This is a genomic window from Paenibacillus sp. RRE4, assembly GCF_031844205.1.
Taxonomy (GTDB): Bacteria; Bacillota; Bacilli; order Paenibacillales; family Paenibacillaceae; genus Paenibacillus; species Paenibacillus xylanexedens_B.
Genome location: NZ_JAUZUT010000001.1, coordinates 1,443,838 through 1,470,357, shown reverse-complemented (window position 1 = coordinate 1,470,357; position 26,520 = coordinate 1,443,838). Strand labels below are relative to the sequence as shown.

Genomic DNA, 26,520 nt, shown 5'->3' with positions numbered 1-26,520 from the left:
GTGCCTGATTATATGTTTTTTATTAAACTTATTTTAAACTTCCATAATGATTGGCAAAATCATCGGTCTACGACGCGTTTGCTCATACAGGAAACGTCCCAAAGCATCTTTAACGTTTGTTTTAAGTGAAGCCCACTCGTTTACATTTTCACTCATCAGCTTCTGCAAAGTACTGCTTACAATGCGATTAGCCTCATCCAGTAGTCCTTCTGACTCGCGTACATACACGAATCCGCGGGAGATAATATCCGGACCAGAGACGATTTTACCATCCTGCTTGCTGAGTGTTACCACGACAACCAGAATACCGTCCTGAGACAGCAATTTACGATCACGCAATACGATGTTACCAACATCACCTACACCCAGACCATCGATCAACACGTTACCTGCAGTTACTTTACCTGCTTTACGTGCAGCTCCACCTTGAATCTCGACAACTTCACCGATATCCGTAATGAAAATATTGTCCGGGTCGATGCCTACGGATTCAGCGAGCACCGCGTGACGACGTTGCATCCGGAATTCACCGTGAATTGGCAGGAAGTATTTCGGTTTCATCAGGTTGAGCATAAGCTTCAATTCTTCCTGGCTACCGTGACCAGATACGTGAACGCCGCTGTTAGCACCGCTGTAATGTACGTTAGCTCCCAGACGGAACAGTTCGTCAATTGTACGGCCTACATACTTTTCGTTCCCTGGTACAGGTGTTGCTGCAATGATAACGGTATCTCCGGGAAGGATGTCCACTTTGCGATGCGTAGAACGCGCCATACGCGTCAATGCGGACATTGGCTCACCTTGGCTACCTGTGCAGAGAATAACTACACGATCTGCAGCCATTTTGCCAACTTCTTCCGGCTCAATGATCATTCCATCTGGAATTTCCAGATAACCTAAATCCGAAGCGATACCCACCACATTTACCATGCTGCGTCCGATCACTGCAACTTTACGTCCAGTAACCTCTGCTGCATTGATAACCTGTTGAATACGGTGTACGTTGGAAGCAAACGTTGCGACAACGACACGTTGGTTAGCTTTGCGGAAAATATCTTCCAGCACAATGCCTACGTTTTTCTCAGATGGAGTGAATCCAGGTTTCTCCGCATTGGTACTGTCAGAGAGCAACGCAAGTACGCCGTTGGTTCCGATCTGTGCCATACGTTGGAGATCTGCATACTGACCATTCACTGGCGTATGATCAAATTTAAAGTCACCTGTGTGAACAACTGCGCCTTCCGGCGTTTCTACACATACCCCGACGGAATCGGGAATACTATGATTAGTAGCAAAGAATGATGCTTTCAGCGTTGTTCCCAGTTCGATCTCTGAATCTGCGTTAATGAGGATACGTTTCGTCTCACCCAGCAAATTAGCTTCTTTCAGTTTGTTCTCGACAAGACCAAGTGTAAGTCTGGTTCCGTAAACAGGAACATTCAAGTGTTTGAGGACATATGGCAAACCGCCGATGTGATCCTCGTGACCGTGAGTTAAAATAATGCCGCGTACTTTATCACGGTTCTCGGTCAAGTACGAAATGTCAGGGATGACAATATCAATACCAAGCATATCTTCTTCAGGGAATTTAAGACCAGCGTCTACGACTACAATGTCGTTCGCGTATTGGATAACATACATATTTTTACCAATCTCGCCTACGCCGCCCAATGCAAAAATCATCAGCTTCTCGTTATTATTATTTTTCTTAGACAAATGAATCTGAACCTCCTATGGTAGTTGGACGTCGTACCTTATTATTTATTGTAAGTTAAGAAAAGTAGTTCAAACATCACACCCCTATGAATTAGGGATGAATGCAAAAGAACACCTTTATTCACGATATTTGGAAGAAGTTCTTCGAAGTTATACCCCATCACCAACAGGTTGGATCCGAATTTCCCCTCTTAGCCGTTCCTTCCTTTTTCACCGCAAAGCCACACCAACGAAACGATGTCGCTTTCAATTTCAAAAAAATACCGCACCCAGTCACTTGACATCATTATACATGATTAAAAACAGAAAAAACAAGTCACTCTCTCGTTAACCTGTAGGTTTCCCTTCCTGCAAAAAAAGAAACCTTACATCGCTCGTCAAAAAAAGAACCGCTGCCTCTACCTGAGAGGTGCGGTTCTTTCGTTAAACATAGCGTTCGTGCTTATCATTAATAAACGTCTAATGAATCCAACTTTTATTTACAATTGAAGCAGATTTTTAATGTAATCCTGCTCCTCTACGGTAGGCGGAATCAAAGGCAGACGCACTGAGCCTACGTCCAGTCCACGTAAAGTTAATGCATATTTTACCGCTACCGGATTAGGCAAAGGCTGTGGGCACTCAAACAACCCTTTAAATAGCGGGAAGAGCTTCTGATGAATGCGTCTCGCTTGTAGAGGGTCGCCGTCATAAAAGGCATCGATCATCTTTTTCATCTCTGCTCCCACGACGTGACTCGCCACGCTAACAATACCGTGAGCACCAACTGCAATAGCAGGCAAACCTGCCGCATCATCCCCTGAATAGACTCTGAAATGATCTGGTGCATCCGCTGCAATTAAAGTTACCTGCTCCATGGAGGCACATTCCTTCGTCGCCACAATATTCGGGATTTGTGCCAGTCGCAACGTGGTTGCAGCAGACAGGTTTGCGACAGTACGTCCAGGAACATTGTATAGCATCACTGGCAGCGTAGTTGCTGCAGCAATCGCTTCAAAATGTCTAAACATACCTTCTTGGCTCGGCTTGTTGTAATACGGAACAACTAATAATACCCCGTCTACCCCAACACGTTCAGCTTCTTTTGTCAGATGGATAGAATGGGCTGTGTTGTTGCTACCCGTTCCGGCAATAATCTTACACCTTCCAGCCGCATGTTTCACTGCAAATTCGAATAATTGAACTTTCTCTGTATCACTAAGTGTTGGCGACTCCCCTGTTGTTCCAGAAATCACGAGAGTCTCCGACTTTTGATCAACGATCAGATAATCGATGAGACGTGCCGTTTCCTCCCAATGAATCTCTCCTTGTGCATTGAACGGAGTGACCATTGCTGTAATCAATCTTCCAAAGTCCAATTCGATTCCTCCCTCAAAACAAGTCTGGCTCCGCTAACATGGGTGAGTTACAAGTGAAGTTCGAATGAGGCATGAAGTGCTCTCAAAGCCTGAACCATATCTTCTTTTTTAACAAGCACCCAGATCGTTGTATTGGAATCCGCCGATTGCAAAATCTGAATATCTGCGAGTGTAAGTGACTCCACAATGCGGGCCATAATTCCAGGCACACCGTTAATTCCTCCGCCAATAACAGATACTTTGGCACAGCCGGACAGACTTTGAGGCTTTAGTCCGATCTCCTGCAATACGCGTATAGCCTTCTCGGAATCACTATCAAACACGGTATAGACGACTCCCGAGGGGGTTACATTAATAAAATCAACGCTAATTGAATTTTCCGCCATCGTTTTGAACACTTTTAATTGGAGGCGATCCGTCCCACCAGGAACATCCACCGTAATCTGCGTAACATTGCTCACATAAGCAATACCGGTTACATAGCGGTCAATAATGCCTGTCTGTACATCCTGAAACCCTTCCGGATGGGTAACAAGCGTACCTTCTGTATCGGCAAAAGTAGATCTTACCCGCACGGGAATTTGCGATTGCATCGCAATCTCGACGGCACGCGGATGAATAACTTTCGCCCCATGATGAGCCATGTTACAGATTTCCGCATAGCTTACTACGGTCAACGGACGAGCATCTTCAACAATCCGAGGGTCAGCCGTTAATATCCCGTTAACGTCCGTGTATATGTCCACCATCTCAGCTCGTAGTGCTGCACCCAGAGCTGTAGCGGATGTATCACTACCTCCGCGTCCGAGTGTGGTAAAATCGCCTTTTTCCGTTTGTCCCTGGAATCCAGTTACAATGACAACGCGACCGAGTTGAAGCTGTTCCAGCACACGAACAGGACGGACATCCAATATCCGGGCATTCCCGAAATTGTCGTCCGTCACAAAACCTGCTTGTGCGCCGGTCAGCACTGAAGTTGGAATGCCTTCATGTTCAAGCAAACTGCTGAGTGTTGTTGCAGAAATAATTTCACCACAGCACAGCAGTAAATCTTTTTCGCGAGCAGATAAAGCATTCCCGTTCTGTGCAGCCCAGTCCAAAAGTGTATCCGTAGCATAAGGCTCACCGCGGCGACCCATGGCTGACACCACAATAACGAGGTTAAAACCCGCTTCGAGCTCACGTTTAACATGCCGGAGCACATGCTCTCTCGCTTGCACAGTAGAGAGTGATGTACCTCCGAATTTTTGTACCATAATACGCATCTTTATTCCTCCATTTGTGTACGCAAGAAGACTGGACACGGGTCAAATCAACAAATGCATAACCCTTGGGAGCGTTCCGATGCGATAATCTCAGCAATGTATACGGCATGTATGACATGTATATCAAATACATCTCTCCTGCTTGCTGCATGAAGATCATATGCAAGCAGGAATGCCCTTATGAACAGGAACGTGTTTAGAGGTAGCTGTATAATCCAGCTATCGTCCCCCATGATTTTCTTTGTCTCTCGTACCCTTCTTCATTTCTCCAAGCGCATAGCCGTTATTGCCCTGAATGCCATCCTTAAGCCTGTGGAGCACGCTCCACAATCATCGGTTGCAGTTGCTTTCCTTCCAGTGCACTCCAGCAAGCCTCCGGGATAAGTTCCATTTTGGCAACTAACGAGTTTGGTTTTTTCGTTGGATCATCTTGACCAAACGGTACAAAATATACATATTTGGCCACTAATAATTTAGCTATATTTGCTGCATTCAAACCAAGTCCATCATTTGTCGATATCGCCAGCACAAGCGGACGCTGATTACGCATCTGCGCTTTTGCAGCCATAAGCACCGGACTATCCGTCATCGCGTTCGCCAGCTTGCTTGTGGTATTCCCTGTGCACGGAGCAATGACCAGCACATCAAGCAGCTTGGAGGGCCCTAAGGGCTCCGCCTCAACAATTGTAGAGATAATCTCATTACCCGTTATATCTTTCAATTGTTTTTGCCAATTCTGCGCTGTTCCGAAACGCGTATCCGTCGTCAGTACCGAGTTCGAAATAATCGGAACGACATTCGCGCCTTCGGATACAAAGCGGCTAATGACTGGCATAACCTCTTCAAACGTACAATGAGACCCCGTAATTGCGTAACCTACCGTTTTACCCTGCCAGTTCATGATTTAACCTCCCGTGCGTTCTGTTCTTCCAAAAGCAAACGGATTAACGCGTCGGCAATAATGCCGCCAGCCGTTCTGGGAGCAACAATGCCGGGGAGGCCTGGTGCGAGCAGTGCCTTAATGCCACGTTTGTCTGCATATCTGAAATCGCAGCCGCCTGGGGCGGATGCAAGGTCGATAATGACGGCTTTTTGAGGCATCCTGGACAGGATTTGTGCTGTGATTATCATAGTCGGTATCGTATTAAAAAGCAAGTCAACTTCCCCGGTTTGAGCGGCCAAATCCGTTGTCATGAAAGGCTTCCAGCCCATGATCGTTGCCCTGGCAACATCCTCATTCCGCCGAATCCCCACTCGTACATTAGCTCCAAGTCCTTGCAATGTTTTGGCTAGCGTAAACCCTGTTCGACCGATGCCAAGCACGATGCATTCAGACCCGTGAATCGTAAAATCCGTTTCTTTAATTGCAATGGCGATGGCCCCCTCCGCTGTCGGAATAGAGTTGTATAGTGCGATGTCATCACGATCAAGCACTTCCACAAGCCGAAGGCCATTCTCCTCACAAAGTTCACGCAAAAACGGCTTTGCCATGCCAGTAAACACGGTGCAGTGCTCCGGCAGGGCGGCCATATGTTCCTTTTTCAGAACAATCGGTTCAACACTAAACGAAGAGCTCACTTTTCCTTGATCATCACAGCTCACAACAGGCAGGACCAATACATCTGCAGAAGCAAACACTTCATCCTTAAGTTCGCGGTGCTCAATGCCCGGAATCACTTGCTCCAGTTGATCGAAGCCTACTACACTTACCGTTGCATCAAGCTCGGCGCATTTTTGAATGACTTCAAGCTGCCTTGCATCTCCGCCAAGAACGACTATCCGGACTCCGGTCAGCATCGGGACGTCACTCCTTTCACCACATGTATGCCTTATCGTATGCAGTGGCCTACAGCGGGGTGAAAACAATAAAGGAATGAAATCCATGTTCAACATAAAAAGCCGCCCTGTAAAGGGCGGCCGGGATACACGCTATTATTATCGTTAGCCAACAATATGTTTGTAAAAAAGAAATCACGTACGGTATGGTTATTTACCTGTGTGTCCGAATCCGCCTTCGCCCCGCACGGTTTCCGAAAGTTCGGCCACCTCCGTCAATTCGATGGAAGGCACCGTCTGAAACACGATTTGAGCAATTCGTTCCCCTCGCACAATCGTAAACGGCTCCTGACCCAAATTAATGAGTAACACCTTCACCTCACCGCGATAGTCCGCATCAATGGTTCCAGGAGTGTTGAGGCAGGTAATCCCGTGTTTGAACGCAAGTCCGCTACGCGGACGAATTTGAGCTTCCAGCCCAGCTGGCATCGCCATCGCAAGACCAGTAGGGATCAACGTACGCTGCCCCGGCTCTAGTACAACCTCTTCGTCCAATGCGGCCACCACATCAAAGCCGGCAGCCAGCTCGGACATCTTTTGCGGCAGTTTAATATCTTCGTTACCCGGTAATTTCTTTATTTGAACGTAATGCAACCAAATCATCCCTTCTCAGTCCAGCAATCGTCTTGTCTGAAGCTCCTACCATCGCGAGCGCAAACGGCTCTGCGAACATCAGATCAAGCACAGCGTCGATGTCATTCATCGTGACTTGTTCAATTTTGGCAATCATCTCGTCAAGCGTATGATGTCTGCCAAGCATCAATTCATTTTTCCCCAGTCGGTTCATACGACTGCCCGTGCTCTCCAGACTCAGGATCAGACTGCCTTTCAGTTGCTCCTTGCCTTTACGCAGTTCATCCTCGGATAATCCATTTACAGCCAGATCACGTAGAACTTCTTTGGTCAGATCCAGCACTTCTTTGGTCTGTTTCGGCGCAGTCCCCGCATAGATCGTGAATAGTCCGCTGTCCGCATGAGAGCTATGATAAGAATAAACGGAGTAAGCGAGTCCACGCTTTTCACGGATTTCCTGGAACAATCTGGAGCTCATACCACCGCCAATCGCATTGTTAAGAACAACCATGGCGAATTGTAACGGGTCTCCGATTTTGCACCCTGGAAACGAGATACAGATATGATTCTGCTCCGTTTTCTTTTTGTGGAAGAGCTGACCGCTTTGAAAGGTCGGAATGTTTACTTCCTCGGTTACACCGTTAACATCAAACGCACCAAAGTGTTTCTCCATCAGATCAATCACACTATCGTCAATGTTACCCGCAATACTGATCACGGTATTCTCGATGGTGTAGTGTTCCTTCATATATGCACGTAAATGACTGGAATCCATCGCTTTAAGTCGTTCTTCGGTTCCCAGGATCGGATATGCCAGCGGATGCTCTCCATATGCAGCGAGCGCCATCAAATCGTGAACCATGTCGTCAGGCGTATCCTCGTACATTGAGATTTCTTCCAAAATTACGTTTTTCTCTTTGACCAGTTCACCGTCGTCCATTTTGGAACGGAAAAACATATCGGACAACACATCAACCGCAATTGGCAGATGCTCATCCAGCACTTTCGCATAATAGCAGGTATACTCTTTGGATGTAAATGCATTCACATTACCGCCAATGGCGTCAAATTGCTCCGCAATCGCTTTGGCATCGAAACGATCTGTTCCCTTAAACAGCATATGTTCAATAAAATGGGATACCCCGTTATTTTCGGTACGCTCATTACGCGAACCTGTTTTCACCCAGATTCCAAATGACACAGAACGACAGGTCGGGATTTGTTCCATCACAACTCTGAGGCCATTGCCCAGCTGAATTTTTTTCACGGTTGGCCCTCCTACATCTCTATAATTGCCCTGATCTCAATAATGAACAAATTGAAATCGACATTTGGTTCCAACTTTTTGATATTAACAAAAAAACGGCGTTCACTCAACCGTATGGCCCTGCACCCGTTCAGAAGACAACGTCTCACTTACAGTACCTAGTGACAGCCCCTTAGCGTGGATGGAATCGATCATGCCTTTCAGTGCTCCTGCCGAGGAAGCAGTAGGATGCATGAGAATTAACGATCCTGCTTCGGTTTTCTTTGCAATTTTGGCAATCACAGAGTCCGGGCTCGGTTTACGCCAGTCCACTGTATCTACCGTCCAGAGGACGGTTTTTAGCCCCATCGATGCAGCGATATCCACCGTTTTTTGATTAAAATCACCCGAAGGCGGGGCAAACCAACGATTTTTCACACCGAGCGTTTGCTGTAATAACTCCTCGGTTTTGCTAATTTCTAATCGCGCCCGCTCAGCACTTAAACGACTCATGTCGGGATGTGAATATGCATGGTTGGAAAGCTCATGTCCACGCTTCTGAATTTCCTTGGCGAGTTCTGCATTTTTGCTCAGCCAGCTTCCATCCAGAAAAAATGTAGCCTTCACCTTCTCCGCGTCAAGCGTGTCCAGCATTGGAACGAGGAATTCATTCCCCCAAGCCACATTAATCATAAAAGAAACCATCGGTTTACTCTCATTGCCTCGATAAATCGGATGTGCTCCCAGGTCTTTTAACTGAATTTCCGGCTCAACTTGGCGATAGACGTATGGAATTTTGGTATTCAGCGTGCCGCCCAGCGCCTTGCGATACGTAGCTTCTACGTCAATCTCCAGGCCGTTATAACCGGGGATCGCTTTCCATACCCGATCAACTCTCGCATTCACCGGTGCAATTCGAGTTTCTGCTGCCTTATCCCTGATCGCAGATAACAATGATTCTTCTCCGGTCGCTTCCTTGAACATATCAAAAGCATTCTGAGTACCCGGACCATTACGGATCTCCGTAATGTATGTACGTACACTGTCCACTTGTCCGATTAGCATGACCGCCGCCACACCCGCAAGAACAACCGCCAGTTTTTTGGATTGGTTTCTCACAAGCTCCATCCTCCTGCCGTCTTTGTCCCCATCATATGAGGACAAGGACAGGAATATGAATAAAAACGGCAATCTTATGAATAGACATATTCTTGTTTAAACGTTAAAAAAAGAGCCAGAAATTCACATTCTGTCTCTTCATTCAACCATGCTTATGTTATTCAAACAAACGTCAGCAACCTAGGATTGCGCAGGAGCTTCTGCTGTTAGTACTGCTTTACGGGACAAGTTGATTCGACCTTGCGGGTCAATCTCGGTTACTTTTACAGTAATAGAATCACCGATCGCCACAACATCTTCTACTTTAGCTACACGCTCAGTAGACAATTGAGAGATGTGAACCAGACCTTCTTTATTTGGCAACACTTCAACGAATGCACCGAATTTCTCAACACGTTTTACTTTGCCGACATAGATTTCGCCAACAAGTACTTCGCGTACAATACCTTCGATAATCGCTTTGGCTTTATCATTCATCTCCTGATTGGAAGAAGCGATAAAGACACGTCCATCCTGCTCGATATCAATTTTAACACCGGTTTCTTCGATGATTTTATTGATGATTTTACCACCAGCGCCGATAACATCACGGATTTTGTCCGGATTGATATGCATAGTCGTAATTTTAGGTGCATATTGGGACAATTGCTCACGAGGTGTTTTCATCACTTCGGTCATTTTACCCAAAATGTGCATACGTCCCTCTTTGGCTTGAGCCAGCGCTTCGGACAAGATTTGACGATCGATTCCATCAATTTTGATGTCCATTTGAATCGCCGTTACGCCTTCAGGTGTTCCTGCTACTTTGAAATCCATGTCACCCAGATGATCTTCCATACCTTGAATATCACTCAAGATCGATACATGGTCTCCGTCTTTAATCAGACCCATCGCTACACCAGCTACCGGAGCTTTGATTGGTACACCTGCGTCCATCATGGCAAGTGTACTCGCACAGATACTTGCTTGGGACGTAGACCCGTTGGATTCCAATACTTCAGATACCAAACGAATCGTGTATGGGAAGTCCGTTTCAGAAGGAATGACTTTGGACAACGCACGCTCACCAAGCGCACCATGTCCGATTTCACGACGTCCTGGCGCACGAAGCGGACGAGCTTCACCTACGCTAAACGGCGGGAAGTTGTAATGATGCATGAAACGTTTCGTTTCTTCCAGACTGATGCCATCCAGAATTTGAACGTCACCCAGTGCACCCAAAGTACAGATGCTCAGTGCTTGTGTTTGTCCACGTGTGAACAAACCTGAACCATGTGTACGCGGAAGCAGGGAAGTATCACATTCAATTGGACGAATTTCGGCCAGGCCGCGTCCATCCGGACGAACTTTATCGTGAGTGATCAGACGGCGCACTTCTTCTTTGACGATATCGTGCAGCACTTCTTTCACGTCTTTGAGCAATTCAGGCGTTTCAAGATACTTCTCTTCGAAGTGAGCAACGGTTTCGTCATTCACTGCATCGATGGCATCCTGACGTGCATGTTTCTCGGCAATTTTAACTGCTTCCACCAGACGTGCGCTTGCATACTCACGAACGCTGCTGTTTACTTCCGCATTAACCGCATGCAGTTTGACTTCCATTTTTTCTTTACCGGCAACTTGTACAAGCTCCTCGATGACCGTCACGATGTTTTTGATCTCGTCATGTCCGAACATGATTGCTTCAAGCATTACTTCTTCTGGCAATTCATTCGCTTCCGCTTCAACCATCATGATTGCATCTCTAGTTCCTGCAACCACGAGTTCAAGTTCGCTAATTTCCAACTGTGCAATCGTAGGGTTGATAATAAATTCACCATTAATACGACCAACCTTCACGCCACCAATCGGCCCGCTGAAAGGTACATCGGAAATACTCAGTGCCGCTGAAGTACCAATCATTGCTGCGATTTGTGGTTCACAATCCTGATCCACGCTCATAACAATATTCAGAACTTGTACATCATTACGGAAACCTTCCGGGAACAATGGACGAATCGGACGGTCTGTCAGACGACTTGCCAGAATTGCTTTCTCGGATGGTCTACCTTCACGCTTGATAAATCCACCTGGGATTTTACCAACAGCGTACAATCTTTCCTCATAGTTCACCGTTAGTGGGAAAAAGTCCAAATCTTTCGGCTCACTGGATGCTGTCACGGTACACAATACGACGGTATCTCCGTACGTTACCTTTACGGCAGCATTTGCCTGCTTGGCCAAACGCCCGGTTTCAAGCGTAAGCTTTCTTCCACCAAGCTGCATTTCAACACGCTGTTCCATGAAATCCCTCCTTTAATTCGTTCCTATCACAATGGATTCTGCATATTAACAGTATTTCCTGCTTGTCCAGCATTCATTAACTACGGTTGGACAGGCCGGAGACTGACTTGCAAAACAAAAGCTCCTTGCGGAGCCCTCAGCTACAAATATATGGCAACATGTTCATCTACAAAACAACCCGGCTGTAAGCTCCGCTTGTCCTTTTAGACAAAAGAAAAGCGGATAACAGCCAGGTTGATTTTGAAAACATGTACGATAATTAACGACGCAATCCGAGTTTTTCGATCAGTGCGCTGTAACGTTTAACATCTTTGTTTTTCACGTAAGCCAAAAGCTTACGACGTTGACCTACCATTTTCAAAAGTCCACGACGTGAGTGGTGGTCTTTCTTATGCGTACGCAAGTGGTCTGTCAAACTTCTGATGTTTTCCGTAAGGATAGCAACTTGCACCTCAGGTGATCCAGTATCGGACTCATGAGTTTTGTGCTCGTCGATCAGTTGTTGTTTACGTTCTTGAGTCAATGCCATCCTATTCACCTCCTTCATTATAATCGCCATTAGCCTCGTCACCGCCGGTGAGAGCGTGTAACCAAGCTAAGGTTAATGTTGCCTCATTCGACAACGTAGTACATTATACCATACTTGCCCGGACAAAGTAAATGTAAACATCCATTTTATTAAAGTTTTTAGGAAAGTAAGCGAGCAGCCGCGAGTGCATCTTCACGGATCTGAGCAATCAGAGCATCGATGGAATCGAATTTTCGTTCATTTCGAATGTAATGCACCAGTTCTACTTTCAGTTCCTGATCATAGATTTGGCCGTCAAAATCAAGCAGATGCACTTCGTACGTCGGTCTCATTCCATTCTCGTGAAAGGTAGGTTTGACACCCAGGTTCATCACACCTGTCAATTCTTGATCGCCAACGTTTACTCGTACAGCATATACACCTTTGGCTGGTGTAACATAGTGATCGGTAAGTTCGAGATTGGCAGTAGGAAAACCGATGGTCCGTCCCCTTTTCTCTCCGTGAATCACAGTACCTCTGACACTATAAGGACGTCCAAGCCACTGGCTTGCCTCATCCATCTCACCACGCTTCAACAGAGCACGGATCAGCGAGCTACTTACTTTCTCCCCGCCCAGCAAGAACGGAGGCACGGTCTCTACTGTCATTTCTCCATTACCAAGCGTACGAAGCATTTGTTCATCCCCGGCACCTTTGTGCCCGAACCGGAAATCAAATCCAACAACAGCTGTACGCGTTTGGAGAGGAAGCAACAGTTCATGAACGAATTGCTCTGGCGAGAGCTGTGAAAATGATTCATTGAACTCGACAACATAGAGTATATCTACGCCCATGCCAGCCAAAATTTCTTCTTTGTCTCTGAGAGGCGTCAGATAACCCTCGTAATCCCCTTTGCGCATAACTTCCTTCGGGTGTGGGTGGAAGGTCATGACGGCTGCCTTCATATCCGATTCCCTAGCGATGCGAACGGCGGATAGAATGACGCTTGCATGTCCGAGATGCAACCCGTCAAATTGACCGATAGCCAGCACTTGGGGATGTGTACTCAGTTCCGCGGATTGCAATGTTTGCGGATAGGTTAGCATTACGGTTTTCACAATCATTCACCTGCATTTCACTTGATAGGCCAAGCTTGAACCTCGTCATCACGCCAAGCCATTGCCTCTTTATTCCGGTAAAAAGACTTTAACAGCCCTCACGGTTGGTTTCAATTCATCCCGCTCAAAAATACCTAGAAACGTTCCATCTTGAGCATATAGACGCAGTAGCCCTGGCTTCTCCACAGGCGGCTCCAGTAAACGTGCTGACAGCTTTTGGCCCTGTAGAGCGCCCTTCGTCTGTTCTTCTCCAACTTTATGGGCTGGAATGGAAGAGATCGCTTCATCTACGGGAATCAATGCTTCAGAGAGAGTCCCTTCGTTCATACGTTGTTCCACATCTTCAATACGAAGACAATGATCTGCCGAGATACCAGCAGATATCGTGCGTTCCAACTTGACCATGGTGGACGGGAAACCAAGTTCACGACCGATGTCTACACATAATGTTCGAATATACGTCCCTTTTGAGCACAAGGCGCGGAACGAAATATCCGTTGTTCCATCATGGGTTTCGATTCCGATAAGCTCAAGCTCGTAGATGGTGACTTCACGACTCTTGCGTTCTACGGTCTTACCCTCGCGGGCAAGCTCATATAACCGTTTTCCATCCACCTTTACTGCTGAATACATCGGCGGAACCTGCGAAATGGTACCCAAAAACTTCTGAAATACCTGTTGCACCTGATCGTGAGTTACTTCTACAGGGGATTCCGAACGTTCAATAATTTCACCCGTCAGATCCTCGGTGTCTGTAGCAAGGCCCAGCCTTAGAGTCGCAAGGTATTCCTTCGGAAGTTCCTGCATATACTCTACCACCCGCGTCGCTCGTCCAAGGCATAACGGAAGAACTCCGGTTACTTGCGGATCGAGTGTGCCCGTATGACCGATGCGCTTCATTTTCAAAATCCGACGCATTTTGGCTACAACATCATGGGAAGTAAATCCCGCTGGTTTGTATACCGGGAGAATACCTTCAAACGGTTTTACCATTGTGTATTCACCTGCTTCAACACTTTTTCCACGCTTTCTTCGACCTTTCCTTCCAGTCGGCATCCAGCTGCGAGAACATGTCCGCCGCCGCCAAAGGTTTGTGCCAGTGCTGCAACATCTATTTTACCGGCAGAACGCAGGGAAGCTTTAACAGCATTATCGTTGATCACTTTGAAAAAGATACCCACTTCTACTCCACGAATGTTACGGGTATAGTTGACGATCCCTTCCAGATCTTCGTTGGCTGCTCCACACTCCTGCATATCTTCCGGTGTAATAACAACCCAGGCAACTCTGCCGTCTTCTGACACTTGCAAAGATGACAGTGCCTTGTTCAAGATGCGGATCTGCGGGAGAGTCACCTCTTCGAGCAGCGTTTGCGCCAAATAAGGTCCATCTACACCATGCTCCAGTAAGCGGGAAGCAACATTCATCACATTGGGACTTGTATTCGCATAACGGAATCCGCCCGTATCTGTTAGCAGACCTGTGTATACTGCCGTAGCTATATCCTTATCCCATGTAATGTCGAAGAGTTGTAGCAATTCAAACAAAATTTCGGCTGTTGCTGCTGCATCGGATTTTATAATATTCACTGAACCATATCCGTTATTCGTAGGATGATGATCGATATTCAAAATAATGGCGTCTTCTTCAAAATATTGACGGGTAAGCCCCACTCTAGCAAAGTCAGCGCAATCAACACAAATGATCGCTTTATACTTACGCTCCGGGGGTTGTTCGGTCATGTTCACAATGGCATCCGCATGATACAGAAAACGCATGCGTGATGGAATTTCACCCTCATTAATCATTGTGAATGTTTTTCCCAGACATGACAGCAGCCAGCCCATCGTTACCGTCGAGCTGACTGCGTCACCGTCCGGCTGTACATGCGACACGACCAGGTAATCGTCATGCTCCAGCAAGAATTGTTTTCCTGCCTGAAGCGCCTGTTCATAAGTGTGCATTGCCGTCTCCTCTATTCTGTTACTGGGATTCGTTTTTGTCGTTGTCAGAACCAATATCGCCAAGTAGCTTTTCAATTCGGCTACCATATGCAATTGATTCGTCGATCTTGAATATCAACTCGGGAACATGACGGAAACGGATACGTTTGCCCAACTCCGTGCGCAAAAAGCCGTTTGCTTTCGCAAGTGCTTTAAGCGAGTTATCCTTTTGCTCCTGTTCACCGAAGACACTCAGATAAACTTTGGCTTGCGACAAGTCGCCAGTTACTTCAACTCCTGTCACGGTAATAAAACCGATGCGTGGATCTTTCAGTTCTGACTGGATGAGCAGACTCAGTTCTTTCTTGATCTGCTCGCCCACTCTACCTGTACGAATCTTAGCCATTGTTGTTCACCTCAAACTTCCTTGCTTATCGTTGTACGGTCTCCATGATGAAGGCTTCGATTACATCGCCTTCCTTGAGATCGTTGTATTTATCCAATGTGATACCACACTCGTAACCTTGAGCCACTTCTTTGGCATCATCTTTAAAGCGTTTCAGGGAATCCAGCTTACCTTCGTAAAGGACGATACCATCACGAATCAGGCGAGCTTCCGCAGAACGAGTGATTTTGCCAGAGGTAACCATACAACCCGCAATGGTACCCACTTTACTGATGGAGAAGGTATTACGTACTTCAGCATGGCCAATAACTTTTTCTTTGTAGATCGGATCAAGCATACCTTTCATTGCTTGTTCAATCTCTTCGATAACACTGTAGATGACGCGGTGCAGACGAATGTCTACTTGCTCTTGATCCGCAGTAATTTTGGCTTGGTTTTCAGGACGAACATTGAAACCGATCACGATGGCATTGGAAGCCGCAGCCAAAATGATGTCGGATTCCGTGATCGCACCAGCACCGCTGTGAATGATCTTCACGCGTACACCTTCAACCTCGATCTTCGCAAGGGAACCTTTCAATGCTTCAACCGAACCTTGCACGTCACCTTTAATGATCACGTTCAAATCTTTGATCTCGCCATCTTTGATGTGCTGGAACAGATCATCCAGAGTAACACGTGTGTTCGTGCCCAGATCGGATTCACGTTGCGTAATCGCACGTTTGTCAGCGATGGAACGAGCTTTACGCTCATCTTCAAACACCATGAACGGATCTCCTGCCCCTGGTACTTCAGTCAAGCCTGTAATTTCTACCGGTGTAGATGGTCCAGCTTCTTTCAGACGACGGCCTTTATCATTGACCATTGCACGTACACGACCGAAACAGTTACCCGCTACGAACGCATCTCCGACTTTCAGTGTACCGTGTTGTACAAGGATGCGCGCAACAGGTCCACGCCCTTTATCGAGCTCAGCTTCAATGACCGTACCCCGGGCACGTTTATCCGGATTTGCTTTGTATTCATTTACTTCTGCAACGAGCAGAATCATTTCAAGCAAACCTTCCAGGCCCATTCTTTGTTTCGCAGATACGTTTACAAAGATCGTATCTCCGCCCCACTCTTCCGGAACGAGTTCATAGTTTGTCAGTTCCTGCTTCACTTTGTCCGGATCAGCGCCAGGCTTATCAATTTTGTTAACCGCTACGATGATTGGCAAACCTGCTGCTTTGGCATGGTTAATCGCTTCAACCGTTTGTGGCATAACACCGTCATCGGCTGCGACTACAATAATCGTCATATCCGTAACTTGTGCTCCACGCGCACGCATTGCTGTAAATGCTTCGTGACCCGGAGTATCCAGGAACGTGATTTTCTTGTGGTTGATCTCAACTTGATAGGCACCGATATGTTGTGTGATTCCGCCAGCTTCGCCGCCAGTTACATTCGTAGAACGAATGGCATCCAGCAATGTTGTTTTACCATGGTCAACGTGACCCATGATCGTTACAACCGGAGGACGGGATTGAAGATCTGCTGGATCATCATTCTCTTCAACGGTTTCGAAACGGTCGTCTTCAAGCACAATCTTCACTTCAACTTCAACACCGAATTCACCTGCAAGCAGGAGAATGGTATCGATATCAAGCTCTTGGTTAATGGTTGCCATAACACCCATACCAATCAGCTTTTTAATAACTTCAGAAGCATCCTTGTGAAGAAGTTTCGCCGTTTCACCAACAGTCATGTCGCCACGAACGATGATTTTCTTCGGTGTGTTATCGATTTTCTCACGTTGCACATACTGTTGCTGGTTTCTGTTACGGTTGTTTTTGCCACCACGGTTATTACGGAAGTTACCGCCACCACGGTTATCGTCGAAACGACGTCCGCCACCGCCACCACTATTGGAACGGTTGCCGCTGTTATTACCGGAATTGCCTTGACCGCCTCTACGCTGGCCACCTTGTCCCTGACCTTGGCCACCAGTACGGTTAGCATTGTTGCCAGAGTTACTGCCGGTGTTCGGTCCTGCCGATCTGCCTGGACCGCCGCTATTGTTCGGACGTTGACCGGACCCTTGCGGGCGGGAACCCGTGTTTCCTTGACCGCTCGAAGCTGGTCTTGGACGATTTCCTGTTTGTCCTCCCTGGCTTGAGCCCTGGGAAGAAGAATTTGTTCTGTTACGGCTGTCTTGGCCGCTTGGTCTTTGAGCGCCATTGTTATTGTTGGAATTTGGTCTATTGTTCATACCTACCTGCTTTTCCTGTTGTATTTTTGTTTGTACGGGACTACCGGCTGTTGTATTGCTATTCGGCGTGTTCACTCCGCCGCCCGGCTTGTTGCTGTCCACTGGTTTGTCACTGCGTACAGCCGAAGTCGCAACAGACTTGGCTTCGCCACCTTGTTTCGAAGCAGCAGTGGATTTTATATCTTTAAAAAATTGTTCCACTTTACCGACTGAACCATTCTCCATCACACTCATATGATTGTTAACGGGAATATCCAGCTTTTTAAGAATGGTTATAATTTCTTTACTGCTCATGTTAAGGGACTTCGCATATTCATAAACTCGCAATTTTTCCTTGTTTTCCTGTTTACTCAATATACTCCACCTCCGACATTATACCGACTTGCTTGGAGATCATTTTTGCAAACCCAAGGTCTGTTACTGCAAGAACCACCCGCGTGTCTTTACCGATGCTTGACCCAATACGGTCACGATCCAATCCGATAAGAAGCGGAACCTTGTAAGTAGCACATTTGTCGCGAAATTTCTTTTGTGTATTCGCCGAGGCGTCGCCTGCAACTATAACCATCTTGGCTTCACCCGAACGGATCGCCTTGTGCACAATCTCATCACCTGTGAGCAGTTTACCAGCGCGCATGGATAGACCGAGGTAAGACAACACTTTCGTATCACTCATCCTCTTCACGCTCCTGTGCAGCAATGAATTCATCCTCAACTGCAACGAAATCAGCAGCGAGCTGTTCATAGATTTCTGGTGAAACTTTACTCTTCAGCGCACGATCAAGCGCGCGATTTTTAAGCGCAAGCTTGAAACAAGACTCTTTGCCACACAGATATGCGCCTCGTCCGGACTTTTTACCGGTCAGATCAATCAGCACTTCGTCCTCAGGCGTTTTAACGATGCGAATCAGTTGTTTTTTGGGCATCATTTCTTGACATGCCACACATTTGCGTAGCGGCACTTTTTTAGGTTTCATACGTCAGCGCCCCCTCCGTGCTTTCCTTTAGTCGACGGAGACGGAATCCTGATGCATTTCCGAAGAAGAATCTTTTTCTCTGCCGAATTCCTGCTCCGCCTGGCTCTCGCTCTTAATGTCGATCTTCCAGCCCGTTAATTTGGCTGCCAATCTAGCATTTTGACCTTTGATGCCGATGGCAAGGGACAGTTGATAGTCAGGAACGATCACCCGAGCCATCTTTTCCTCCTCGAACACGTGAACTTCCAAAACTTTAGAAGGACTCAGTGCATTCGCCACATATTCGTCCACTTGTTCGGAATAACGAACGATGTCGATTTTCTCACCGCGCAGCTCACCCACAATGGTCTGCACGCGCATCCCTTTTGGACCTACACAAGATCCAACCGGATCAACTTCCTCATTGCGAGAATGAACTGCAATTTTGGAACGGAATCCTGCTTCGCGGGCAACCGAACGAATCTCAACTACACCGTCAAAAATCTCGGGTACTTCCAGTTCGAAAAGGCGTTTTAAGAGGCCCGGATGAGTACGGGACAAGATGATTTGTGGCCCTTTAGTCGTATTCTCTACTTTAGTGATGTAAGCCTTGATGCGGTCACCGTGAACAAACTTCTCGTTCGGCATTAACTCGGTGAGTGGCAGTGCCGCTTCGATTTTGCCCAGGTCGATGTAGATATTGCGCAAATCCTGACGCTGCACTACTCCCGTAACGATATCTTCTTCCTTATCCACGAAAGCATTGTAGATCAGGCCACGTTCGGCTTCACGAATCCGCTGAGTTACAACCTGTTTAGCCGTTTGTGCGGCGATACGTCCAAAGTCGCGCGGCGTAACCTCAATCTCCGCAATATCTTCCAGCTGGAAGTGTGGATTGATTTCCCGTGCAGCAGGCAATGAAATCTCAGTCCGTGAATCCAGAACTTCTTCCACGATCAGTTTGCGGGCATATACGCGAATAACCCCCGTATTACGGTTCATGTCAACACGTACGTTCTGCGCCGTGTTAAAATTACGCTTGTAACTGGAGATAAGTGCAGCCTCGATCGCTTCAAACAGCACATCCTTGCTGATCCCTTTTTCCCGTTCCAATTCATTCATTGCTTCAATAAAATCCATACTCATGAATGTTGATCCCCCTTTCAAACATGGCATCCCATACGTAAAACGGCGAAGGCTCGAAACTTGTGAGCACCTTGCCGTTATCGTGAGATGTGTCTTTTTCATTAATCAAGTGAACAAGGCACTTTAAAACAAAATGGCCAAGCGCGCACTGGCAACCTTTTCATAAGAAATGGTATGCTGCTTCTTGCCTGTTTCAATCACAAGCTCCCCGTTGTCAAAGGAAAGCAGCTTGCCTTCGAATTCCTTTAATTTATTCACCGGCTCGTAGGTTGTAACAAATACGTTTTTGCCTACGGCTTTGGCAACATCCCCCGCTTTTTTCAGTGGACGCTCCGCACCGGGAGAAGACACTTCAAGGAAATAGACAGATGGGATCGGATCGTTTTCATCCAGCTTGGCGCTCAGCTTTTCGCTGATCAAGACACAATCGTCGATGTCGATTCCACCCTCTTTGTCGACATACACCCGTAAAAACCAGTTGCTGCCTTCTTTGACGTATTCGATGTCAACCAGCTCGAAGCCTTGTTCGTTCAAGTAGGGTTGGATCATTTCTTCCACGGTAGATTTAATATTCGTTGTGCTCAAAACCGATAACCTCCAACTTAGGTCACACCAACTATAATCGTTGGCAGATAATTAAATACCCAAGATTCTTGTATACCAAAGACTAAAGAGTGGGTTTCCCCACTCTTCAGAAATTCGTACTATCTCGTTCACTTCAAAAATTATAACATAGTCTGGTAATAGTGACAAGTAACCCACCTTTGCATAGCTACTACACTAATGAAGGAAAAATCGAAGTGTATGGCTTCAGGACATAACGAATGGAGTTATCCTGCTAATTGCCTGTTAATTAGAACAAGGATAGCTGATTGCTTTCAGGCAAACCACGGAAACATCCCATGTTGGTCAGCAACTCCACAATCGTTTTGGTTGCTTTGGACTTCTGCTGAAAATCCTCAATCGACAGAAACTCACCATGCTCGCGGGCCGCAGCAATGTTACGAGCCGCATTATCCCCAATACCTGCAAGTGCAGAGAATGGAGGAATCAAAGACTTCTCGTCCACGATGAATTTCGTTGCTTCCGAGCGGTACAGATCAATCGGTTTAAGCGAGAAACCACGCGCGGTCATTTCCAGTGCCATTTCGAGAACAGGAAGCATGTTTTTCTCTTTTGGAGGCGCCTGGAAACCGAGCTGTTCAATCTCTACGATTTTGCGATAGATGGCATCATAACCCTGACACACCAACTCAATGTCCAACTCGTCTGCACGCACGGTAAAGTATGTTGCATAATATTCGATCGGATGATACAGCTTGAAAAACGCTGTACGTACAGCTGAAATAACGTAAGCAGCCGCGTGGGCTTTCGGGAACATGTACTGGATTTTGAGACAGGAGTCAATATACCATTGCGGTACCTTGCAGTTTTTCATCTCGTCAATCCATTCCTGCGGCAGTCCACGTCCTTTACGAACACTCTCTGTAATCTTAAAGGCCAGACTCGCATCCATTCCCGCCTTATAGATCAGGAACAACATGATATCATCCCGACAACCAATTACCGTTTTGATGTTACATGTGCCGTTCTTGATCAAATCCTGCGCATTACCAAGCCATACGCCCGTACCATGAGAAAGTCCCGAGATCTGCAACAAATCGGCAAAAGACGACGGCTGCGATTCGACAAGCATCTGACGTACGAATTTCGTCCCCATCTCCGGCACACCGAATGTGGCAACAGGGGATCGAATCTGCTCCGGGGTTACGCCAAGGGCATCCGTTGAGTTGAACATGCTCATTACTTTGGGATCATTCATCGGAATCGTTGTTGGATCAACGCCCGTAAGATCCTGTAGCATACGCATCATCGTCGGATCATCGTGTCCCAGAATATCAAGCTTCAGCAAGTTTTCTTCAAACGCGTGATAGTCAAAGTGGGTTGTTTTCCACTCTGCTGTAACATCATCTGCTGGATACTGAACAGGTGTAACATCTTCCACTTCAATATAATCCGGTACAACAACGATACCGCCGGGATGCTGTCCCGTGCTTCGTTTTACACCAGTACAGCCAGATGCCAGACGATTCAGCTCGGCGCCGCGCCACTTCTTATGATGTTCTTCTTCATATTTCTTCGCAAAACCAAACGCCGTTTTCTCGGCCACCGTTCCGATCGTTCCCGCACGGAATACACTCTTCTCACTAAACAGTACTTTCGTGTAATTATGGGCATGGGGCTGGTAATCCCCCGAGAAGTTCAAGTCGATATCGGGAACTTTATCCCCTTTAAACCCAAGGAAGGTTTCAAACGGAATATCCTGTCCTTCCCCTTTGAGTTTTCCCCCGCAATCAGGACACGGTTTCTCTGGCAAGTCAAATCCACTCGGTACGCTACCGTCCAGGAACCATTCGCTATGCTTACATTCAGGGTTCACACAGATATAATGTGCAGGAAGCGGATTAACCTCTGAGATGCCCAGAAACGTTGCTACGACGGATGACCCCACCGATCCCCGCGAACCTACAAGATAACCATCCTGATTCGATTTTTTCACCAGACGTTCCGAGATCAGATAGTTGGCAGAAAATCCATATTTGATGATTGGCTGCAATTCTTTTTCCAAACGAGCAATAATAACTTCCGGCAGGTCTTCACCATAGATTGACTTCGCCGTGTTGTAACAGGTATTACGGATTTCCTCATCTGCCCCCTCCAGAATCGGAGTAAAAAGCTTGTCTGGAAATAGCTTGATTTCCTCAAAACGATCGGATAACTCAATGGTATTGGTAACCACGACTTCATATGCCTTATCCTGTCCAAGGAACTGGAATTCCTCCAGCATTTCGGCTGTTGTTCTAAAGTGAGCATCCGGTTTGCGCTGATCTTTAAGTGGGCTGAATCCGGTAATTCCATGAATCGTAATATCCCGGTAAATTTTATCTCTCGGCTCCAAATAATGAACGTTTCCTGTAGCAATGACCGGTTTATTTAATTTTGCGCCGATATCTACAACTTTACGAACCGCAAGTTTCAACTCTTCGGGTGTGGCAACGAGTCCTTTGTCCACCAGATGCATATACATGGTCAGTGGCTGAATCTCCAGAATGTCGTAAAACTCGGCAATTTCCTCGGCTTCTTCCACTGATTTGTTCAGGACAGCCTCGAAGAACTCACCTTTTTCACAACCGGATATGACGACCAATCCTTCGCGTAAGCTTACAAGCTTGGACTTAGGTATACATGCAACACGTTTGAAGTACTCGGTATGTGAGAGGGAAACCAGTTTATAGAGATTTTTCTTGCCTACATCATTCAACGCGTAAATTCCGCAGTGGAAAGGACGTGTATTCGACAAATCTACCCCAACGAAATCATTCAAACGATCCAGCATCGTCAGACCTTTTAGTTGGGCTGCATCATTGATGAGTCCATTCAGAATCCCTGCCAAAGCAATCGTATCATCGATCGCCCGGTGATGGCTTTCCAGCGCAACTTTATATTTATCAGCGAGTGTATTCAGGCGGTGATTTTTCATTTTTGGATATAAAAGACGAGCGAGTTCTAAGGTATCAAGCACCGGGTTTGGCAACTCAGACATGTTCAGATTTTTGAGGGATGCCTGAATAAAGCCCATATCAAACCGTGCATTGTGCGCGACCAGTACACCATCACCAGCAAAGGCAACGAAATCACGAATAACCGGTTCAAGCTCTGGTGCATCCTTTACCATTTCATCTGTAATGTTGGTTAATTGCTGAATGTTGTATGGGATTCGTTCATGCGGATTGACAAAGGTAGCAAAACGATCCACCTCTTTCCCCTCTTGGACTTTGACAGCGGCAATCTCAATAATTTTGTTCTGTGTTACCGACAGTCCCGTGGTCTCGATATCAAATACGATATACGTGGCCGTTTTCAGATCCATTGATTGTGGATTCAGGACAACCGCTACAGAGTCATTCACCACGTTGGCTTCCAGGCCATAGATCATTTTAATTCCGTTTTTCTTCGCTGCCTTGGCTGCTTCCGGATAGACCTGAACACCACCATGGTCAGTGACGGCAATCGCCTTGTGTCCCCAATCAGCAGCTGTTTTTACATATTTATCAATGGACGTTACGGCATCCATTGTACTCATCGTGGAGTGTAAGTGGAATTCTACACGTTTCTCCTCCGCTGTATCCTTACGAGATGGCGGTGCTTTGATTTCAGTCAAATCGGAAGGAATCATAGCAAGCTCAGGAATTTGCATAAACCGGTCGTACTCTACACGTCCGCGAACTTTTACCCATTTTCCATTCGCCAGCAAGCTGAGAATTTTGACATCTTCTTTGGTTTTGGCAAACATCTTCATTTGCATTGAATCCGTAAAGTCTGTCAGATAGAAGGTGAATAGCGTATTTCCATTCCGCAGTTCCTTGCGGTCCAGACCAAAGATCGTTCCCTGGAGAGTAATTTTCTTCTCCTCATCCTGAACTTCCTGCATCGGAACAGCCGGCTCTTTGATCTCATACCCCATCTGCAACCGCACATCACCTTGATCTTCTTCTTCCGGCAGTTCGGTATCGATGACTTCACTCATCATTTTTTCGATAACCTGTCGTTCTTCTACTTTTTTCTGAGCCTGGAATTGCTCCATTGCCTCTTTGTTGCTTCCCGCTTCGCCCACCTGCATTTTAATACGTAGTGGCAAGTGAAAATACTTTTCGTAGAATCGGGTAATGGCTTGGTCAATCTGCTTTTTGCGAGCGAGCTCCATAGATGTGGAATCACTCATCGTCAGTTGCAACAGATCGGCTTCACATTCCACTGTCGCACGATTCATCCAGCCATTTACAGACGGAATTTCACGAGTAACCCATTCCAGAAACAGGTTCCAATACTCATTTACGATATCGTTAGGCAGCACCTTGTCTGTATATTTAAAAGCAAATGTAATTTTGGCAATATGATTCAACTTCTCCTGAATATGCAGACTGAACGTTCGATAGATCGGCGCAGGCACCAGTGTGTCCTTACCAATCTGGATATGCCATTCGCGATTCGTACGATTGGTCTCGACCTGTTCAATCCACCCATCCAGGAAATAAGGGTCAGTCAAACCTGCCGGAAGTTCTGCCTGTTTCATCAACAACTCAAACCGTCTTCTCTTCTCCTCAAATCCACTCATCGTGTTCCTCCTGTGCCCCCTTAAAACATGAAAAGCTTCTGTATTCAAAAATGTCCCCGATCCGAACCCGCACCGATCCATTTTATCCGACAGAAGCTCTTCATTCATTGCTAAACCGGTGAATAAGCTCTCTTCATCAAACCGTTAACTAGTATGCTCTTGCAAACACAACCGTGTGTTGCGCTTTTTCACCACAAACCAGACATGTATGTTTTTCTTCCGCTGGCTGGAACGGAATGTTCCGGCTGGTTGCACCCGTGACTTCTCTTACTTTATCTTCACATGCTTCTGATCCACACCAGCCAGCCAGTGTAAATCCGCGTTTGTTTTCCATCAGTTCTTTCATCTCATCCAGTGTGTCTACGGAGTAGAAGTTGTCTGACATAAATGTACGAGCACGATCAAGCATGTCTGCCTGAACTTGTGTCAGCATTGTTTGAATCTCTTCAACGAGGTTTGCTTGTTCAACCACTTTCTTCTCTCCAGTAATACGGGAGACAAGCACACATACGCCGTTCTCCATATCGCGAGGGCCAATCTCCAAACGGATCGGTACACCACGCATCTCATACTCGTTGAACTTCCAGCCTGGACGAACATCACTGCGATCATCCATTTTCACACGAATACCTGCTTTTTTCAGTTCAGCAAACAATTCATCCGCACGACCTACAACGGCATCACGTGTTTTTGGCGGTCCAATCGGAATCATCACCACTTGCGTTGGTGCAACTTTTGGCGGCAGTACAAGACCACGGTCATCTCCGTGGACCATAATCAAAGCTCCGATCAAACGTGTACTTGTTCCCCACGAAGTGGTATGCGCAAGTTCCAGAACGTTATTACGGCTCAAATATTGAATTTCAAAGGCTTTTGCAAAGTTAGTCCCCATGTAGTGAGAAGTACCTGCCTGTACGGCACGTCCATCCTTCATCATGGCTTCAATCGAGAACGTATCCACTGCCCCGGCGAACTTCTCGGATTTAGTCTTCTGTCCTGTAATAACGGGAATGGCAAGGTATTCTTCGACTACTTCACGATAGATTTCAAGCATTTTCATCGTTTCCTCGCGAGCTTCTTCTTCTGTTTCGTGAGCTGTATGGCCCTCTTGCCACAAGAACTCACTCGTGCGAAGGAAAGGCAACGTTCTTTTTTCCCAGCGAACAACGTTAGCCCATTGGTTAATCAATACTGGCAGATCACGATAGGACTGAATCCATTTGGAGTACATATGTCCAATGATCGTCTCGGAAGTTGGGCGGATCGCCAAACGTTCTTCGAGCTTTTCTCCGCCTGCTTCAGTTACCCAAGGCAACTCAGGGTTAAACCCTTCTACGTGCTCTTTTTCCTTTTGGAAAAAGCTTTCGGGAATGAACATTGGGAAGTACGCGTTGCGATGGCCTGTTTCGCGGAAACGGCGATCCATCTCATCCTTAATGTGCTCCCAAATTTCGAAGCCGTCCGGTTTAAATACAATGCAACCACGAACTGGTGAGTAGTCCATCAGATCTGCTTTTTTAATAACATCAATGTACCAGCGAGAGAAATCCTCACCCTGCGGTGTAATTTCTGTCACGAACTGTTTATCGTTTTCCTTTGACATAAGACTCCAGCGTCCTC

The 26,520-nt window shown here is 46.6% G+C and carries 21 protein-coding genes; all 21 read right to left on the bottom strand.

Going from position 1 to position 26,520, the window contains the following annotated elements:
• Positions 1–33 precede the first annotated feature (33 nt).
• Positions 34–1,683, bottom strand: a complete 1,650-nt coding sequence (locus Q9R46_RS06740; protein WP_397351758.1) for a ribonuclease J — start codon at positions 1,681–1,683, stop codon at positions 34–36.
• Between the two features lie 512 nt (positions 1,684–2,195).
• Positions 2,196–3,074: a 4-hydroxy-tetrahydrodipicolinate synthase gene (gene dapA, locus Q9R46_RS06735; protein ID WP_145329831.1), complete on the bottom strand. Its 879-nt coding sequence runs from the start codon at positions 3,072–3,074 to the stop codon at positions 2,196–2,198.
• Positions 3,075–3,121: 47 nt separating this feature from the next.
• Complete coding sequence (dapG, locus tag Q9R46_RS06730) at positions 3,122–4,339, bottom strand: aspartate kinase (RefSeq protein WP_145329829.1); 1,218 nt, start codon at positions 4,337–4,339, stop codon at positions 3,122–3,124.
• Between the two features lie 304 nt (positions 4,340–4,643).
• Entirely contained in the window at positions 4,644–5,240 is a 597-nt protein-coding gene (locus Q9R46_RS06725) for a dipicolinate synthase subunit B (RefSeq protein ID WP_145329827.1), read from the bottom strand.
• Positions 5,237–6,136 carry a dipicolinate synthase subunit DpsA gene (gene dpsA / locus Q9R46_RS06720; RefSeq protein ID WP_145329825.1) on the bottom strand — a complete coding sequence of 300 codons (900 nt, stop codon included), beginning with the start codon at positions 6,134–6,136 and terminating at the stop codon, positions 5,237–5,239. Before dpsA ends, Q9R46_RS06725 begins: the two co-directional genes overlap by 4 nt.
• A gap of 189 nt (positions 6,137–6,325) precedes the next feature.
• Positions 6,326–6,778: a dUTP diphosphatase gene (gene dut, locus Q9R46_RS06715; protein WP_311279382.1), complete on the bottom strand. Its 453-nt coding sequence runs from the start codon at positions 6,776–6,778 to the stop codon at positions 6,326–6,328.
• Entirely contained in the window at positions 6,735–8,015 is a 1,281-nt protein-coding gene (locus Q9R46_RS06710; RefSeq protein WP_145329822.1) for a M16 family metallopeptidase, read from the bottom strand. Before Q9R46_RS06710 ends, dut begins: the two co-directional genes overlap by 44 nt.
• Positions 8,016–8,117: 102 nt before the next feature.
• Complete coding sequence (locus Q9R46_RS06705; RefSeq protein WP_397386328.1) at positions 8,118–9,122, bottom strand: polysaccharide deacetylase family protein; 1,005 nt, start codon at positions 9,120–9,122, stop codon at positions 8,118–8,120.
• 171 nt (positions 9,123–9,293) lie between these two features.
• Positions 9,294–11,396: a polyribonucleotide nucleotidyltransferase gene (gene pnp / locus Q9R46_RS06700; protein WP_311279380.1), complete on the bottom strand. Its 2,103-nt coding sequence runs from the start codon at positions 11,394–11,396 to the stop codon at positions 9,294–9,296.
• A gap of 259 nt (positions 11,397–11,655) precedes the next feature.
• The gene (gene rpsO / locus Q9R46_RS06695; protein WP_056700672.1) at positions 11,656–11,925 is read right to left on the bottom strand and encodes a 30S ribosomal protein S15; all 270 of its coding nucleotides are present in this window, start codon (positions 11,923–11,925) and stop codon (positions 11,656–11,658) included.
• A gap of 158 nt (positions 11,926–12,083) precedes the next feature.
• Complete coding sequence (locus Q9R46_RS06690) at positions 12,084–13,022, bottom strand: bifunctional riboflavin kinase/FAD synthetase (RefSeq protein WP_397351709.1); 939 nt, start codon at positions 13,020–13,022, stop codon at positions 12,084–12,086.
• Between the two features lie 69 nt (positions 13,023–13,091).
• Complete coding sequence (truB, locus tag Q9R46_RS06685) at positions 13,092–14,015, bottom strand: tRNA pseudouridine(55) synthase TruB (RefSeq protein WP_311279379.1); 924 nt, start codon at positions 14,013–14,015, stop codon at positions 13,092–13,094.
• Positions 14,009–14,986: a DHH family phosphoesterase gene (locus Q9R46_RS06680; protein WP_311279378.1), complete on the bottom strand. Its 978-nt coding sequence runs from the start codon at positions 14,984–14,986 to the stop codon at positions 14,009–14,011. The genes truB and Q9R46_RS06680 overlap by 7 nt, the downstream gene beginning before the upstream one ends.
• Positions 14,987–15,005: 19 nt before the next feature.
• Positions 15,006–15,371 carry a 30S ribosome-binding factor RbfA gene (rbfA, locus tag Q9R46_RS06675; protein ID WP_090923831.1) on the bottom strand — a complete coding sequence of 122 codons (366 nt, stop codon included), beginning with the start codon at positions 15,369–15,371 and terminating at the stop codon, positions 15,006–15,008.
• Positions 15,372–15,396: 25 nt separating this feature from the next.
• Positions 15,397–17,976 carry a translation initiation factor IF-2 gene (infB, locus tag Q9R46_RS06670; protein WP_145329810.1) on the bottom strand — a complete coding sequence of 860 codons (2,580 nt, stop codon included), beginning with the start codon at positions 17,974–17,976 and terminating at the stop codon, positions 15,397–15,399.
• Positions 17,969–18,298, bottom strand: coding sequence for a L7Ae/L30e/S12e/Gadd45 family ribosomal protein (locus Q9R46_RS06665; RefSeq protein WP_123064487.1), 330 nt, complete (start codon positions 18,296–18,298; stop codon positions 17,969–17,971). Before Q9R46_RS06665 ends, infB begins: the two co-directional genes overlap by 8 nt.
• A complete protein-coding gene (gene rnpM / locus Q9R46_RS06660) occupies positions 18,291–18,599 on the bottom strand; it encodes an RNase P modulator RnpM (protein ID WP_090923834.1) in 309 nt (102 codons plus the stop codon). The genes Q9R46_RS06665 and rnpM overlap by 8 nt, the downstream gene beginning before the upstream one ends.
• Positions 18,600–18,626: 27 nt before the next feature.
• Positions 18,627–19,724, bottom strand: a complete 1,098-nt coding sequence (gene nusA, locus Q9R46_RS06655; RefSeq protein ID WP_090923835.1) for a transcription termination factor NusA — start codon at positions 19,722–19,724, stop codon at positions 18,627–18,629.
• 123 nt (positions 19,725–19,847) lie between these two features.
• Complete coding sequence (rimP, locus tag Q9R46_RS06650; RefSeq protein WP_145329808.1) at positions 19,848–20,309, bottom strand: ribosome maturation factor RimP; 462 nt, start codon at positions 20,307–20,309, stop codon at positions 19,848–19,850.
• A gap of 268 nt (positions 20,310–20,577) precedes the next feature.
• The gene (locus Q9R46_RS06645; RefSeq protein ID WP_311279377.1) at positions 20,578–24,900 is read right to left on the bottom strand and encodes a PolC-type DNA polymerase III; all 4,323 of its coding nucleotides are present in this window, start codon (positions 24,898–24,900) and stop codon (positions 20,578–20,580) included.
• Between the two features lie 148 nt (positions 24,901–25,048).
• The gene (gene proS / locus Q9R46_RS06640; protein WP_311279376.1) at positions 25,049–26,503 is read right to left on the bottom strand and encodes a proline--tRNA ligase; all 1,455 of its coding nucleotides are present in this window, start codon (positions 26,501–26,503) and stop codon (positions 25,049–25,051) included.
• Positions 26,504–26,520 lie beyond the last annotated feature (17 nt).